This window comes from uncultured Lactobacillus sp., from assembly GCF_945290125.1.
Classification (GTDB): domain Bacteria; phylum Bacillota; class Bacilli; order Lactobacillales; family Lactobacillaceae; genus Lactobacillus; species Lactobacillus rizhaonensis.
The window spans coordinates 1-16,397 of record NZ_CALYQV010000001.1 but is presented as its reverse complement, the minus strand read 5'-3'; the positions used below and the strand labels follow the sequence as shown (position 1 = coordinate 16,397).

Sequence of the window (16,397 nt, the reverse complement as noted above, 5' to 3'; positions counted from 1 at the left end):
GGTCTTTTTTGATGTTAGCGTTAACAATACTTATTTGTTAACGCTTAACCAAAAACTCTAGTCTTGTAAATTAACAACCTTTAAATTTGTTAAAATATATTGTTTTTTACTCGAATCGAAACGATTATTCTGAACTCTAATGCCCAATAAATAAATATTACCCTCCTTTAAATTCGATTGAATTTTATCATAAACACCAGGAAAAATTACAATATCCTGCTTACTAGTCGTATCGGCAAAATTGCCAAAAGCCATGGTTTGACCCTTTTTAGTTCTGACTAACTTTAATGACATTAATTTTCCTACAGCTATGCCGCTTTCATGAATTTGAAATTCACTTAGTGCTTTTGCATTAAACTTTTGCGCGTATTTTTCTACTGTTATTAACGGTGATGTTAACGTGGAAAAGCCCAAAGACTCTACCTCCATGACTGCTTTTTCCTGTTTGCTTGGTTCAGGGACATCTTTGACAGGTATGCCTCCCAACCCTTCTGATAAAGCTAAATTATCTCCTGTCAATTTAACGTTTTCAATAGTTTCAGGGCAGTTTTGCAATAATTCGTTACGATTTTTGTTTATCCGGTCAAAACAGCCTGCTTTGATAAGGGTTTCAATGACATTTGTAATACTATTGGCACTAATAAATTTAATATCAATTTGCCGTAAAAAGCCTGCTAAAGAAGTAAAAGGTTTTATCTGGCGTTTAGCAATTATTTCTTTAAGAAAATCAATTCTGACACCTTTAATTGCTCTGAGACCAACTAAAATCTGACCATCAATTACCTGATACCATAAAGAGCTTTTATTAATATCAGATGGCAAAATTTTAACGCCGTCTTCTTGTGCTCGCATTATATATTCACTTGCTTTATTTTGATTTCCGATATTGGAATTAAGCATAGCCGCATAGAACTCGGCGGGATAATGAACCTGCAAATAAGCCAGCCAAAAAGCAATCATAGTATATGCCACAGCGTGTGAACGGTTAAAGCCATAATTAGCAAATTGCTCAATATAGTCATATACCCGAGTGGCAACTTGAATACTATGACCCTTTTTTACAGCACCAGAGATAAATTTAGATTTTTCCTGCTCAATAACTTTTTGGTCCTTTTTTGACATTGCCCTGCGTAAAATATCTGCTTCGCCTAAAGAGAAGCCTGCCAAAACCTGAGCAGTCTGCATAACCTGCTCCTGGTAGACTAAAATTCCATATGTTGGAGCCAAGATTGTTTTTAAACTGGGATCAGGATAAGTGACTTTTTGTTTACCCCTTTTACGAGCAATAAAAGTGTTAATATTCTGCATTGGACCTGGACGATAAAGTGCATTGACTGCTACCAGGTCTTCAAAATTATCTGGGTGCAGTTCACGAAGCACATTACGAATCCCAGCAGATTCAAATTGAAAAACAAGTTCTGTTTCGCCTTTTTGAAAAATATTTAAAGTTGCCGGATCATTCAAAGGAATCTGATTAAAAGCGATTTTTTTACCTTGTTCACGAATCATTTTTGCTGTATCACCAAGGATAGTCAAATTTCTCAACCCTAAAAAATCGATCTTTAATAAGCCCAGAGCTTCAACGTATTTCTTAGTTTGCTGCGTTAACGGTATCCCTAGTTGGCCCGCCTGTAAGCCTGCAATGGCAGCAATAGAATTATCACTGACAACTAAACCAGCAGCATGAATTGAATAGTGTCGTGGTAACCCTTCTAAGCCACTGGCAGTTTCAAAAAGCAATTTGTTGGTATCACTAGCATTTACCAATATTTGCATTTTTTTAGATTCCTTATAGGCTTGAGCAAGACTAATTTTACCTTTGACAAAAGGCACACTTTTCGACCATTCACTCAATTGTATTTCCTGCAAGCCAAAAACCCGTCCGGTATCACGCAAAACTTGTTTGGCCGCTAATGTACCAAAAGTAAGAATTTGAGCCGCGTGATCCATACCATATTTAGTAAACATGTACTTAATGACATCGTCACGGCGATTGTCTGGAATATCTAAATCAATATCAGGCATTTCGTGGCGAGCTGGATTAAGAAAACGCTCAAAAAGCAAATGATATTCAAGCGGATCAACCTCGGTGATGTACAGTGCATATGAAACTAAAGAACCACATGCCGATCCTCGTCCAGGACCCATTACAATATCACTTCGATGACAATAGTTTACAACATCCCAAACAATCAAAAAATAGTCGTTAAAACCCATTTGATCGATCACCTGCAACTCATAATTGAGCTGCTTTTGATAACTTGCAGGAACTTGGCGCTGCTTAAAACGACTCTTTAAGCCATTTTCGGCTAAATACCTTAGGTAATCCTTTGAACTTGTATATTTTTTTTGTTTATATTTAGGTAAAACAGGCGTTTGAAAAATAACTTTAGCATTACATAAGGAGGCTATCTTTCCAGTATTACTTAAAGCGTCATCCAAGCCTAATTCATGGTACCGCTCACTTAATTCCTGAACGGATGGTAAATAATGTGAGCCTGACTGTTTTGCTAATTCTGCAGTATCTTGTAACACTTCTCCTTTTTTAATGGCCTGTAAAGTTTTTCGTAAAAATTGATCACGCGGTTTTAAATAGCAAGTATCTTCAACGCTAACTAATGGTATTTCAAATTGTTTTGACAAAGTCTTAACATATTGAATGTATTTTTTTTGCTTTTCGTTACCATAAACACCAATATAAAGAGAACTAGACTTAGGTACTAAACTGATTAATTGACGCAAAAAATCTGTACCTAAATTTTCATTTTGTAACTGCAGGTTCAACAGCTCACTGTGAGAATTTGCAGGTATTATCAAAATCAGTTCATTCAAATCCTTAGTCAAATCTGCTAAAGTCAAAATTTTTTGCTTATTGCCATTATCTGTTAAAAGGTTAATTCTACTTGATAAACGCAAAATGTTACGGTAACCCTCATCAGATTTTGCCAGTGCTATTAAATCATATTGGTGAGCACTGTCAATTAAGCCGTTTAATCTTAATTGCATCCCTAAGAGAGGTTTAATACCGACTTTTTGGGCTACCTCAAAAAAGTTAACCAGACCGTATGTAACATTCACGTCGGTCAATCCGATAGCTTCATAGCCTAACTTTTTGGCAGTAGTAACCAAGTCAAAAATTTTTACTGGACTTTCTAAAAGTGTAAAAGAGCTAAGATTCTGTAATGCAGCGTATTTCATTTTTCGGGTCACCCTCCATATAATTTAGTATACCAAAAAGCTATCTTTTGGATTGAAAACCTGCATAATATTTGTTAGAATTCAAGGGTATGAAAGAAGGAAACGCTATGGGTCGATATATTGTAACTATTTGCTGGAGCGTTGTTTACATGCTAATTGTAGGCTTTATTGCAGCTCCGTTAACCCAACATGTTTTTAATTTTGGCGAGGCTGCTATTGTAGGCTTGATCTTCGGCTTGCTATTTGCAGCAATTATTCCTACAATTACAGCACATTCTCATAAAGACAAGAGCAAATATTCAAAACTTAAGTAAACAAAAAGTCATTAGCTTACCCGCTAATGACTTTTTTCTTTATTTAAAATAATAGTTATGTGTTACTTCGCTCTTAGGTCGACCTTTGGTTAAGTATTCCTGAAGCATTTCTATATAATCTTTATCACCAATTTGCTCAATCTTTCTAATACTGTATTCTGGATAAAATCCTCCACCCATAGCACGATAGTTATTAACAGCCAAACGATATGTTTTGTTTGCTAAAATTGCTCGTCCGTGTAATTCAAACTTTGTCAAACGTTCACCTTCTGGCTTTTTGATATCAGCTTCATAAACAAGCGGGTAAAACAAATCAAAATTAAAAAGTTGACCACGATATTGAGGTGCAAAGCTAACATTGCCTTTTTGGTCTTTAGTTAAAAATTTAAGTGAGTATTCAATAATATGGCGTAATTCTTTACCGGTTACTTTAACAACACATAACTGATTAGCAAAAGGATAATTTAACAAGATATCGCGCATTGAAACATTTTTGCCAAAGCCCTTGGCAGTTTCACTCATTAATGCAGTTGCTGAAATATCAGCGTGGGTAAAATAAAGCTGCATATTTTGCAACAAATTAATAAAAGAGGAGCCCTCAATTCTTGCCTGCTTAGCATTAGCTATATGTGCAGGATTATCTAAATGAGCAATTGGCTGATCAAACCATTTTTGCGACTTTTTGTCTAAAGTTAGGCTGACTGAATTAATTTCGGCAGCAGGCTTATAGTTACTTGCATCAATTAACTCAGCTGACATAGCTTTAATCTTCTTACTTTGTTTGTCAATCTCCAGCACTATTTTGCCAATGGCTTCTCCACGATAACCCGGCTGGACAATCGCAGTTTTATTTATCACTGCGTTCATTTTGCGGTGCTGATGCCCAGTTAACATTACATCTATTTCCGGAATTTCTTGTAAAAGGCGATAGCCTTCATTTTCTCCAGTAGCTGGTTCAGTTTTACTTCCTGATTCAATATCAGCCTCGAAGCCACCATGATAAAGAACAGCTAAAACAGCGACTTTTGGCCTTAAGAAAGGTATTAAATGCTTAACCTGTGCAAAAGCAGACCTAAATTCTAAGTTTGCAACATGTTCTGCCGGTTCCCAAAATGGTATTCTCTGCGTAGCAATTCCAATAATTCCTACTTTTATACCATTTTTATTTATAATGATATAATCTTGACCAAAAGCTGGTCGACCAGTTTTTCTAGCCAAAATATTACTGTTTACAAATGGCGCTCTGCTATATGAGAGATACTGTTTTAAATAATTCAAGCCAAAATTAAAATCATGATTACCCAAACAGCGCACGTCATAGTTAATTAGGTTATAACACTCTGCAAACTTTTTTAATGCAGAGTTATTTTTGCTCTCGTGAACATAAGCTGCTAAAGGTGAACCCTGAAGACTGTCGCCTGCATCAGTAACTATCACGTTTTCAGGACCATATTTTCTTTTTTGTTCTTCTATTATGCTTTTTAGTCGGCTAAGTCCGAAAGGAGCTGAATAATCATTCTGGTTTTGATAGTCAGTAGGCATAATAAAGCCATGGATATCGCTGGAGTGTAAAATTACTAATTTCATTTCGTCTTTTTAATCTTTCTAATCAAACCATGCAAATAAAAATCAGTATCTTTTTGCATAAAAAAAGACACCGCTTCTTGGTGCCTCTTAATTATTGATTGTCATTTGAGTTAGCTTGACTAACAACTTGACGACCCTTGTAATAACCTTTAGGTGAAACGCGGTGGCTTAAACGATATTCACCAGTAGTTGCATCATAGTGCATTGCTGGCACAGTTAACTTAATATGACCACGACGTGAACGTTTCTTTTGCTTAGAAGTATGTCTTTTAGGAACTGCCATTGAACTGATCTCCTTTTTTGTAGAATTACGATTTTAGGCTGCTTTTAAGCGCCCAAAATACTTCACGTTTGTTAATGATACTATTGTATCCCAAATAAATCAAGCTATATTAGTTATTCTTGTCTTGATTATGACCATAGGAGCCCCAGAAGTAACCAATCAAAACTCCAATTATGATCATTATTACTAAAATAATGATCAAAGGTAATTTAAGTTTGAACAAACCAAAATTAATAGCCACATTGTTAGTATTCAGAACAACGAATACCACTGCCAATAACGTTAAAATTAATGTAAAAATAAGTTTAATCTGACTAGTTTTACTTTTCATAATCCGCACTACTTTCTGGAAGCAAACTTAAGGGACAGCTTGTCACCAATCTTCGGAAATAAGTTATATAATTTCGCCAAAACAGCCAGACTGACAGGTAAATTCAGTTCCCGTTTATTACTGCCGAAGAAATGAACTACTTGCCAAGCAACATCATCGGGATCCAGCATAAATTTTTGCACGTTGTCGGCATAATGGCCGCTGGTATCTGCAATATTGAAGAAATTGGTGTAAACAGGGCCAGGATTAACCGTCATCACTTTAACACCAAATGGTTTTAGCTCCAAACGTAATACATTAGAGAACTGAATAACCGCAGCTTTTGAGGCGCTGTAGGCTGCAGATTTCACAGTAGGAATTTTGCCGGCAATTGAACCAATATTGATGATTTGACCTGATTTTTGTTCCATCATTAGGCGGCCCACTAAACGACTAAAATACATTAATCCTAAAACGTTAACTTGAAACATCGCAGTGACTTCGCGCCGATCTGATTCCACAAAGTTTTCAAATTTGCCAAAACCAGCACAATTGACTAAATAATCAATATGCTTAGTTAATTTAATAATTTCAGTAAAAGCAGCGTCAATTTGGTCACTTTGACTCATGTCCGTTGCTATTGTATAAGAAGCAGCTCCCGACAATTCATGGGCTTCAGAAGCCACTTTTTTTAGTTTAGCTTTATTTCTGGCAATCAGAATAACCGTTGCACCTCTACCAGCACTTTCGAGCGCAATAGAGTGACCTATTCCACTGGAAGCGCCAGTAATTACCACTACTTTATTTCTAAGAGAATCACTCATTTTTTTCCCCTTTCATAGGAATTACAATCCGATCAAAATCGTTAGCTAATTTAGTGTTTGAAAAAACTTTTTGTGCCTGATTTTCCAATTTTTTAGCCTTAGCGCCCAAATACCTGGCAGAAATATGATTTAAATATAAATATTTAACATTATTATCGCGTGCAATCTTTGCGGCTTCAACGGCTGTGGAATGATAGTATGAATGAGCTAAATTAGTTTCATTACCCGCAAAGGTTGATTCATGTACCAAAACATCCGCATTTTGTGCCAACTGGGCTATTGCGGGAGTCGAGCGCGTATCATAGATAATAGTAACTATTCTGCCTTTTTTATCAGGTCCCAAAAAATTCTTACCATCTAATATAGTACCATTTTCTAGAGCTATTTCTTCCCCATTTTTTAGTTTACCAAGTAATGGACCATTAGGTACATTATATTGCGCTAATTTATCCATTAAAAGTTCTCCCGGTTTATCATCTTCAACTACACGAAAGCCAAAACTAGGTATTCGGTGGGCTAATTTTTCTGTATAAACTCTAAAACCTTTTCCTTGATAGATTAATCCACCTTCGTCCAAAACGACAAATTTGATCGGATAACTAATTTTGGTACGAGAAATTTTTAAAGCCGTCCGCACGAATTGTTCTAAGCCAGCAGGACCATAAATAGTAATTGGTCCCACATCACCTTGAAAAGATCTCGTTGCCAGTAAACCTGGTAAACCAAAGATATGATCACCATGATTGTGGGAAATAAATATTTTGGTTACTTTACGCAACCTAATATTAGTACGCAGTATCTGATGCTGCGTTGCTTCTCCAACATCGAATAACCAAATCTCATTAATCTCATCGAGCATCTTTAAAGCAATACTTGATACATTACGTTTTTTCGAGGGTTGTCCTGCTCCAGTTCCTAAAAATTGTAACTCCATCTTATTCCTATCTAATACTTAGCATTTTCAACTATTTTTTTTACTATTAATACACTATAATGCTTCGATCCTAATGGTGTAGGGTGAGTTTTATCTTCATAAAACCAGTTAGGATGTTTTTCTGCATAAGCGTGCCAATCAATTACTACAAAATTATGATATTTTTTGGCAGCTTTGGCTAATAAATCGTTAACCTCATTTTGCCACGGTTTAGCCGGTACATAGGTATTAATCCAAAATACTTGTCTTTTATTTCCCAGTTGTTTCATTAAATCATCTATGTCGGACATTTTGAAAGGCCCATTGGTTCCTAAGCCGATTAAGACATTTTTACCTAAAACTTTTTTATTTTGGTATTGTTTTAATAAGCCAAACGAAACATTTAGCTGGCGGGAAATTGCGGCATCAATCACAGCTTTAGGTAGCAGACGGTTCAAATCTGCGCTTGAACCCGCCATAACAGAATCACCAATAGCAGTTAATTCTACTTTTCTTGCCAACTGTAACTCTGTTTGTGAAATACCAAATTTGATAAAAGACTTATTAACGGGATGCTTTTGGGCAGCTCGTTCAGCTTCTTTTAATAGTTTAGCTTTTTTTTGCTTTTTAGGATTGATTTTTTGGTATTTTGCTATTAATTCATCATTATCTCTTTTTTGCTGTTTGCGATTAGCTCTAATTCTGCATGCTAATGGACTTTGATTAAAGTTCTGTGCTTTAATAACCGGTGAAATTAAAATTGCAGTACTTCCTGTTAGAAAAATCAAACCTGCCAGGACCACTTTTGCCTTAATAAGATAATTTTTGGTGTTTTTATCACAAATTTGTTGCCAGCTTTTTTTAACTTTTTGCCATGAAATTTTTCCGCAAGGCTTTTCTACCAGCCTATATGCAGCTTCGCTTAAAAAAATTATTAGAACAAGCTCAATTAGATGGTAAAGTTGCACATGATCAGCCATGTCAAAAACTTTATCTTCAAAGAATATCATTACGGGAAATTGGTAAAGATAAATTTCATAGCTTCGAGATCCAATCCAATTAAAAATTGGATTAGTTAACCACTTGTTCCAGCGACTTGCTGGATGAGCAACTATACCGACTAGTATGGTTACAAGAAACGTATATAACAGCATTCCCCCAAAATAGGTAAAGGGCTTTTCAGCATCCATTAACGGGTTAAAAAGAAAAGTTACTATGCCAGCGAAACAAATCATCCCGATCGTGTCCAGAATGATTGTATCATTATGCTTTATAGTAGTTTTTAATTTATCCATGGGCCAAATAACAGCCAAAGCTGCACCTAAACCCAAAGAAAAAAATCTAGTGTCGGTGCCATAATATATGCGATTGATGTCGGCACCAGTGTTATACAATACCGTCATTTCAAGTGCAGAAAGTAAAGTGAAAAACAAAATAATTTTAAAAATGTTTTTTCTCTTTTTACCGTACTTCACTAATAAAAAAATAACTAGCGGCCATAATATGTAAAACTGACCGTTAATGGACATTGTCCATAAATGAACAAAAGGTGATTCATTAGCTGCAAAACGTTCAAAATAACTTTGTCCGTTTAAAATTTGCCAAAAATTATAAATATTGAGTAAATTAGTCACAACTATTTGACTCAACTTGACCAATAAGTTGCGCTGAAAAAGAATTATATATGCCGCAGACAGCCATAATACCGCAATCAATGGTGGATAAATCTTTTTTAATCGGCTCAAGTAAAATTTTTTAGTATCGTAAAAGCCACTTTCTTCATATGACTTAAGCATCTGACACGTAACTAAATATCCTGATAGTACGAAAAAAATCGGTACGCCAAGATAGCCACCTGCAAAAGTATTAGGGTCAAGGTGATAAAGTATTACACCGATTACCGCTAAAGCCCTAAGTCCAGAATATCCTGTAATGTATCGATTTTTTGCCATATTTTTCAAAACTTTTCTATTTTTTATTGGACAAATTCAAAATTGAATGAGCCAATGATTACATCATCGCCGTCAACGGCTCCTTTTTTACGCAGAGCGTCATCTACTCCTAGATTTTTAAGCTTTCTAGCTAATCTCATGACACCATCCTGGTAATCGAGATTGGTTCGAGCTACTAATCTTTCCAGACTCTCACCTTTAATTTCAAAAACATGGTCTTCCAGTTTTGTGACTGTAAAAGTGTTCTTTTGCTGCGTTTGATACTTATATTCTTTTACAACTTGCTGAGATTGTGGTTCTTGCTTCTGCTGCTCTTTTTCTACCTGCTCAATTAGGGATGCTGTATCCTGCATTAACTGATCAACGCCTTGATGTGTCACACTGGAAACTGCATATATAGGTTTTTTAATTTGCTTATCTGCTAAGTCGTGTTTAAATTGCTGCAATTTTTCACCAGAACCCGGAAGATCCATCTGAGTAGCTACAATAATTTCGCGCCTATTTTTTAGACTTTGATCATATTCAAGTAGTTCTTGCCTAACAGTCTGGTAGTCTTTGATTGCATCTCGCTCATTGTTAGGATCCATGCTCACTAAGTGCAAAATCACTTTTGTTCTCTCAATATGACGCAAAAACTGTAAACCGAGCCCGACTCCCTGACTGGCTCCTGCAATTAAGCCGGGTAAATCAGCCATTGAAAAATCACGGCCGTCAGGTAAAATTACCATGCCCAAATTCGGTGTTAAGGTAGTAAAAGCATATGCTGCAATCTTGGGCTTAGCCTTAGTTACGACTGATAATAATGTTGACTTACCAACTGAGGGAAAGCCCACCAGTCCAACATCAGCCAAAACTTTCAATTCCAGGCGTAAAACACGATCTTCTCCCGGCTCTCCATTTTCTGCAATTTCGGGCGCAGTATTGACACTCGTTGCAAAGTGAATGTTGCCACGACCGCCACGGCCACCGCGAGCAACAACTAATTCTTGTTTATTCTTAGTTAAATCACCAATTTCTTCATTAGTGTTGAAATCATAAACAGTCGTTCCAATTGGCACTTTTAAATATAAGTCCTTAGCTCCGCGTCCGTATTGGGACTTAATACGACCATTTTCACCATTTTCTGCTTTAAACTTACGGCGATAGCGAAAATCCATTAAGGTTCTAAGGCCACTATCGGCAACAAAAATAATGCTTCCACCCCGGCCACCATCGCCGCCGGCAGGGCCACCATTCGGGACATATTTTTCATGGCGAAAAGCGACCATGCCGTCTCCGCCTTTACCAGCTTGGACTTCAATCTTAGTTTGATCGACAAATGTAGGCATATAGAATCTCCTTCCGTCTTTCTTAACTACATTACTATACCACACTATTATGTTTAATATCACTTGTTATAAGGTTAGCTTAACTGTTTGCGCCTGGGGCAGAGTTAAACCAGCAGAACGCAACTCGTCAATTGAAGCTTCCTTAATCTTCTTTAGAGATCCAAATTGTCTTAAAAGCTTATTTCTACTTTTTGGACCTATTCCTTTGATCGCATCTAATTTACTGGACAAAGCATTTTTAGCATGTGTTCTTCTGTGAAAGGTGATCGCAAATCTGTGTACTTCATCTTGAATTCTGGTCATTAAATAAAAACCTTGAGATTTAGGATCTAAAGGAATTAATTTTAATGGTATGCCGTTAATAGGATCACCATAAAGTAAATGATTAGTCCTGTGCTTGTTATCCTTTACCATACCGGCAACAGGAATATTAAGGTTTAATTCATTGCGTAAAATATCCTCACAGGCATCTACTTGGATCTGACCGCCATCCATCAAAATCAAATCTGGCATGGGTTTGTGTTCTTTAAGTAGTCTGCTGTATCTTCTGCGCACCACTTCACGAGTATTGCGCACTTCATCACCACCATTTTGGTGTTCTACTTCACCCTTTAGTTTATATTTACGATAGGAATTTTTATCTGGTTCACCGTCTTTAAAGACAACTAAAGCAGAAACGGGATCGGCTCCCTGAATATGCGAATGGTCAAAGCTTTCAATCACATGTCCATATGGCAACCCTAAAGAATCGAAAATTTCTTTTTGTGCTCCTTTAGTTTTCCTATTGCCCAGCTCTAAAAGACGAAACTTTTCGTCTAATTTAAGTTTGGCATTGTCCTTGGCCATATTTAATAAAGACCGTTTCTGTCCTCTCTTAGGCGTCCTAACCGGTACATGCAAAACTTCACTTAGAGCTTCATTATCAATCTTAGCAGGTACTAAAACTTCCTTAGGCACTATTCTGTTTCTTTGCCCGTAAAATTGAACAATAAATGAGGAAAATGTATCTTCGGGATCATTAGTATCGGTCAAAGGATACATTCTGGTTTCACTTCTAAGCAATTTTGCCTGCCTTAAAAAGAAAATTTGAATAGCTATCCATGATTTATCAACGTAGAAATTGAAAATATCACGTTGAGTATTATCATGAGAAATAATTTTCTGCTTTTCAACTGTTTCTTCAATGTAATTAAGTTGATCACGAATTTCGGCAGCACGCTCAAATTCAAGATTTTTAGATGCAACAGCCATTTTTTGATTAAGATCTTTTTTAACCCAGCCAATATCTCCGTTTAAAAAGCTTTTGATCTTTTTTATTTGTGCTTCATAAACAGACTTTGGTACTGTTTTAAAACATGCACCTAAACATTGTCCTATATGATAGTACAGGCAAGGCCTGCCCTGTTTACCATGACAGCGCCTTAAAGGGAAAACTTTTTGAATAAACTTAAGAGTTGCCTGTGCAGCGTAGACATTTGGATACGGTCCGAAATAATAGCCTCCGTCTTTTCTAATTATACTAGTTAATTTGGTCTGGGGATCCCGCTCGTTAGTAATCTCAATATAGGGATAGCCAGTACCCTGCTTTAACTGCACATTATAATACGGTTGGTATTTTTTAATTAATGTTACTTCAAGCAGAAAGGCCTCTTTATCGGTTGAAACAGTGATAATGTCATAATCGCGAATATTTTCAACCAGTTCTGCTCGTCTGCCAACTTGGGTACTCTTAAAATATGAACGTACTCGGCTTTTAAGATTTTTCGACTTACCGACATATATTACCTTACCGTTAATGTCTTTCATTAAGTAACAGCCTGGTTTAGCCGGCAAAAGTTTTAATTTGTTTTCAATTAACTGAGTTGCCAAAAAATCACTCCCCCAAATTCGCTATCATATTTTAACATACAATTTGTAAATTGAAATTTGCTTTTGCTTAACAAAACAGATCAAGTAAAAGATAAAGAACTAATTCATTATGGATTATTTTACATAAATTTAATTATTTCAAGTTGATTAACGCATATTTTTCTAGCTTGTTAATTCTATTTTTAATATAATAAAAACAGAAAGGAACATTATTAGGGGTTTAACTTTTAAAAAACAAGATGAATTAGAAAAATTATTTGATAAATTCGCTACTATTCCTGAAGATAAAAAGAAGAAAATAGCTAAAAACCATCAGAAAGTAGAAGATAGTAATAAATAAAAATGGTTCTGCTACGAGAACCATTTTTTCTTACAAATTCACAAATTTTCTTCTATCCATTGCCATACTTCTTTTACATGCAACTTTTGGACAGAACTAAAAGTAATTACACTTACATTGTCATAATTTAAGTTAATCTTTTGCTTTAAAGTATTAATAACTTGATTTTGCTGATTTTTCTTTACTTTATCAATTTTGGTACAGATTATCAAAATGGGTAAATTGAGATAAAGTGCATAATTATACATGACCACATCATTTTTGGTAGGTTCATGTCGTGAGTCAATTAAGATAATTAACCCTTGCAAGTTTGCTCGCGTTTCAAGGTAATCCTGAATCATAGTTCCAAACTGCTGTCGCTTTTTTTGCGAAACTTTAGCATAGCCATAGCCGGGTACATCAACTAAATAAAATTCTTGGTTTATCAGATAAAAATTAAGTGTTTGTGTCTTTCCTGGCTGTGCAGAAGTTCTTGCCAAGTTTTTACGACTCAGTAGTGTATTTATTAAGCTGGATTTACCTACATTTGAACGACCGGAAAGCGCAATTTCAGGCAAATTATCTGCTGGATACTGATCTTCACGTACGGCACTAATCGCATACGAGCTATTTTTAATGATCATTGGCCGCCTTAATTTCTTCTCCGTCATCTTGTTCATCATTTGAACGGCGAGTTACTACCGGATCGGCATTGTCTTTTATCACTTCTTTTGTAACTTTAACGCTCGCAATATCAGGTTCACTGGGTGTTTGATACATAATACCCATCATCGCATTTTCTATAATGGTTCTTAAACCACGGGCGCCCATATTGCGTTCAATTGCCAAATCTGCAATAGCGTTCAAAGCACTTGGTGTAAAGTCCAAATTAACTTGATCAAGTGACAGCAATTTTTTATATTGTTTTACTAAAGCATTCTTTGGTTCGGTTAAAATTCTTACAAGATCGTTTCTGTCAAGTTTATCAAGGGTCGCGATAATCGGAATTCGTCCAATAAATTCTGGAATCAAACCAAATTTGACTAGATCTCCAGTTGTCAGGTGTTTCATCCAGGAATCATCCTGAACTTTGTTTAGTTCTTTTTCAGCACTGAAACCGATTATTTTTTTGCCCAGACGACTTTTTACGATTTGCTCAATACCATCAAAAGCTCCACCAACAATAAATAAAATATTAGTAGTATTTATCGGAATTAATTCTTGTTGAGGATGCTTACGCCCGCCATGAGGAGGAACAGAAGCAACAGTTCCTTCCAAAATCTTCAGTAATGACTGTTGAACGCCTTCACCTGAAACATCTCTTGTAATTGAAACATTCTCAGATTTTTTGGAAATCTTATCAATTTCATCAATATAAACGATTCCTCTTTCTGCACGTTCAATATCGTAATCTGCATTTTGCAATAGGTTAAGCAAAATATTCTCGACATCTTCACCGACATAACCGGCTTCAGTTAAAGTGGTTGCATCAGCAATCGCAAAAGGCACGTCTAAAATCCGCGCCAAAGTTTGTGCCAAATAAGTTTTGCCGGAACCGGTTGGCCCTATTAAAGCGATATTCGATTTTTGTAATTCTGTTGAAGAGTCAACATCCATTTGAGTAATCCGTTTGTAATGGTTATAAACAGCTACTGAAAGAATCTTTTTGGCACGTTCTTGGCCAATAACATATTGGTCAAGCTGCTTTTTGATTTCCATTGGTTTAGGTAAATCTTGTGCTTTTTTTAAAGAATCAGATTTCAATTCATCATCAATTATTCTTTTAGACAGATCAACACATTCATTACAAATATAAACCCCATTACCCGCAATCATCTTTTTAACTTGATCTTGTGTTTTGTCACAAAAGGAACATCTAATTTCCTCTTGATCAGTAAATTGTGATGCCATTCTTATCCTCCCTAATATCTACAAGTCATAGATTAGCATAAATTGCGCTGTGTATATGAATTATTTGCTCGGAGAAAAATAAAAAGGCAGTTTGACACCACCTTTTTACTTAGATAAATTAAAATCCTATTTTCCGTCAGACTTTTTTTCATCTTTTTTTGTTTTGGATTTTGCAACTTGCTTTGCGCTGTCAGCCACAATTTTAATAGCCTTACGAACATTGATATCATGTGAAAGCATATCATCGGTCAAAGTATTGCGCACAGTTTTTTCATCCATGTTGTATTCGGCTGCCAAGTCCTTAATTTCCTTGTCAATTTCTTCTTGTGAAGCTTTAATATCTTCTTTCTTGACAATAGCTTCAAGGACAAGGTTAGTTTTAACCCTTTCTTCAGCATCCTTAGCAAATTGTGAACGCAATTGTGCTTCTGTCGTATTAGTTATCTTGTAATATGTTTCAGGGCTGATGCCTTGGCGCTGCATATTGCCTAAATACTGATTCATTTGCGTATCGATATCTTCTCGAATCATAGCATCTGGAATCTTATCAATAGTAGCATTGGCAACTGCGCCTTCAATAGCAGCTTGCTCAATTTCGTCTCTTGCAGCCTCTTCTTTTTGAGACTTTAAGTCCTTCTTGATTTTTTCCTTTAAATCATCAAGAGTATCAACTGAATCATCCACATCTTTAGCAAATTCGTCATCTAGCTTAGGCAATTGCTTAGATTTAACTTCATGAATCTTGGTAGCAAAATGAGCTTCTTTACCAGCCAAGTCTTTTGCACCATAATCTTCAGGAAATGTGACAACAACATCAACTTCTTCACCGGCTTTATGACCAACCAATTGATCTTCAAAACCTGGTATAAAAGTATTTGAGCCTAAACTAAGTGAATAATCATCTGCTGAGCCGCCTTCAAATGCCTTACCATCAATCGTACCCTTATAATCAATAGTAACAGTATCTCCGTTAGCAGCTGCGCTCTTCTTCAATACTAATTCAGCGTTCTTTTCACGCTCTTCTTTTAATTTAGCATCAACATCTTTAGCATATACACGAGTGTTTTGTTTTGGAACTTCAACTCCCTTGTATTCACCCAATTTTACTTCTGGCTCAACAGTCACAGTAGCTTTCATTTGCCAATCTTGGCCTTTTCCCATTGAAACCGGCAAAATTTGGGGTTGACCTACAGCAGCAATACCAGCTTCTTTAATCGCTGCAGAATAAGCATTTGGCAGCACAATGTTTAATGCATTTTCATATAAAGATTCCTCACCGTAATATTGATCAAAGATCACACGAGAAACATGTCCCTTTCTAAAGCCGGGAACACGCAGGCTGCCCTTTACCCTTTTAAAGGCCTGATCTAGCCCACGCTTTACATCAGCTTGGGGAATATCAAAAGTAAGTTCACCGGTAGTTTTATCGGTTTTATTCCATTTTACAGACATTAATTAAATACCTCCAATGTCAAGTTAAATTGCATCGTTACATACTAAATTATCTTACATTAAACGCTCGCAAAAAACAAACTTAGGCAAAAAAAGATGTACTTCTATGAAGAAGTACATCTTTTTAAACTGTTTTT

At 36.0% G+C, this 16,397-nt stretch carries 14 protein-coding genes; 2 read left to right on the top strand and 12 right to left on the bottom strand.

Annotated elements, in window-relative coordinates:
• Positions 1-57 precede the first annotated feature (57 nt).
• Positions 58-3,198, bottom strand: a complete 3,141-nt coding sequence (locus Q0K80_RS00070) for a DNA polymerase III subunit alpha (RefSeq protein WP_294601562.1) — start codon at positions 3,196-3,198, stop codon at positions 58-60.
• A gap of 107 nt (positions 3,199-3,305) precedes the next feature.
• Here Q0K80_RS00070 and Q0K80_RS00065 point away from each other — a divergent pair, with 107 nt between their 5' ends.
• Positions 3,306-3,512, top strand: a complete 207-nt coding sequence (locus tag Q0K80_RS00065; protein ID WP_046324788.1) for a YjzD family protein — start codon at positions 3,306-3,308, stop codon at positions 3,510-3,512.
• Positions 3,513-3,551: 39 nt separating this feature from the next.
• On the opposite strand, the gene Q0K80_RS00060 is transcribed toward Q0K80_RS00065, so the two are convergent.
• From Q0K80_RS00060 to uvrC, 8 genes are all read right to left on the bottom strand, one after another.
• A complete protein-coding gene (locus Q0K80_RS00060) occupies positions 3,552-5,099 on the bottom strand; it encodes a bifunctional UDP-sugar hydrolase/5'-nucleotidase (protein WP_294601556.1) in 1,548 nt (515 codons plus the stop codon).
• Between the two features lie 91 nt (positions 5,100-5,190).
• Positions 5,191-5,382: a 50S ribosomal protein L32 gene (gene rpmF, locus Q0K80_RS00055; protein ID WP_122026021.1), complete on the bottom strand. Its 192-nt coding sequence runs from the start codon at positions 5,380-5,382 to the stop codon at positions 5,191-5,193.
• A gap of 109 nt (positions 5,383-5,491) precedes the next feature.
• Positions 5,492-5,713 carry a lipopolysaccharide assembly protein LapA domain-containing protein gene (locus Q0K80_RS00050; RefSeq protein ID WP_122026020.1) on the bottom strand — a complete coding sequence of 74 codons (222 nt, stop codon included), beginning with the start codon at positions 5,711-5,713 and terminating at the stop codon, positions 5,492-5,494.
• Positions 5,714-5,721: 8 nt separating this feature from the next.
• Positions 5,722-6,516, bottom strand: coding sequence for an SDR family oxidoreductase (locus tag Q0K80_RS00045; protein WP_294601550.1), 795 nt, complete (start codon positions 6,514-6,516; stop codon positions 5,722-5,724).
• Positions 6,509-7,450: a ribonuclease Z gene (rnz, locus tag Q0K80_RS00040; RefSeq protein ID WP_294601547.1), complete on the bottom strand. Its 942-nt coding sequence runs from the start codon at positions 7,448-7,450 to the stop codon at positions 6,509-6,511. Before rnz ends, Q0K80_RS00045 begins: the two co-directional genes overlap by 8 nt.
• 11 nt (positions 7,451-7,461) lie before the next feature.
• On the bottom strand, positions 7,462-9,381 hold the full coding sequence (locus tag Q0K80_RS00035; protein ID WP_294601545.1) for an acyltransferase family protein: 1,920 nt from the start codon (positions 9,379-9,381) through the stop codon (positions 7,462-7,464).
• 23 nt (positions 9,382-9,404) lie between these two features.
• Entirely contained in the window at positions 9,405-10,709 is a 1,305-nt protein-coding gene (gene obgE / locus Q0K80_RS00030; RefSeq protein ID WP_294601543.1) for a GTPase ObgE, read from the bottom strand.
• Positions 10,710-10,775: 66 nt separating this feature from the next.
• Positions 10,776-12,578: an excinuclease ABC subunit UvrC gene (gene uvrC / locus Q0K80_RS00025; RefSeq protein ID WP_294601541.1), complete on the bottom strand. Its 1,803-nt coding sequence runs from the start codon at positions 12,576-12,578 to the stop codon at positions 10,776-10,778.
• A 211-nt stretch (positions 12,579-12,789) separates the two neighbouring features.
• Here uvrC and Q0K80_RS00020 point away from each other — a divergent pair, with 211 nt between their 5' ends.
• Positions 12,790-12,918 carry an SPJ_0845 family protein gene (locus Q0K80_RS00020; protein ID WP_294601719.1) on the top strand — a complete coding sequence of 43 codons (129 nt, stop codon included), beginning with the start codon at positions 12,790-12,792 and terminating at the stop codon, positions 12,916-12,918.
• 38 nt (positions 12,919-12,956) lie between these two features.
• Here Q0K80_RS00020 and yihA read toward each other — a convergent pair whose 3' ends face one another.
• From yihA to tig, 3 genes are all read right to left on the bottom strand, one after another.
• Positions 12,957-13,541 (bottom strand): ribosome biogenesis GTP-binding protein YihA/YsxC, encoded by a 585-nt coding sequence (gene yihA, locus Q0K80_RS00015; protein ID WP_294601539.1) that lies wholly within the window; start codon positions 13,539-13,541, stop codon positions 12,957-12,959.
• Positions 13,531-14,808, bottom strand: a complete 1,278-nt coding sequence (clpX, locus tag Q0K80_RS00010) for an ATP-dependent Clp protease ATP-binding subunit ClpX (RefSeq protein WP_294601537.1) — start codon at positions 14,806-14,808, stop codon at positions 13,531-13,533. The genes yihA and clpX overlap by 11 nt, the downstream gene beginning before the upstream one ends.
• Positions 14,809-14,934: 126 nt before the next feature.
• The gene (tig, locus tag Q0K80_RS00005; protein WP_294601535.1) at positions 14,935-16,260 is read right to left on the bottom strand and encodes a trigger factor; all 1,326 of its coding nucleotides are present in this window, start codon (positions 16,258-16,260) and stop codon (positions 14,935-14,937) included.
• Positions 16,261-16,397: the final 137 nt, after the last annotated feature.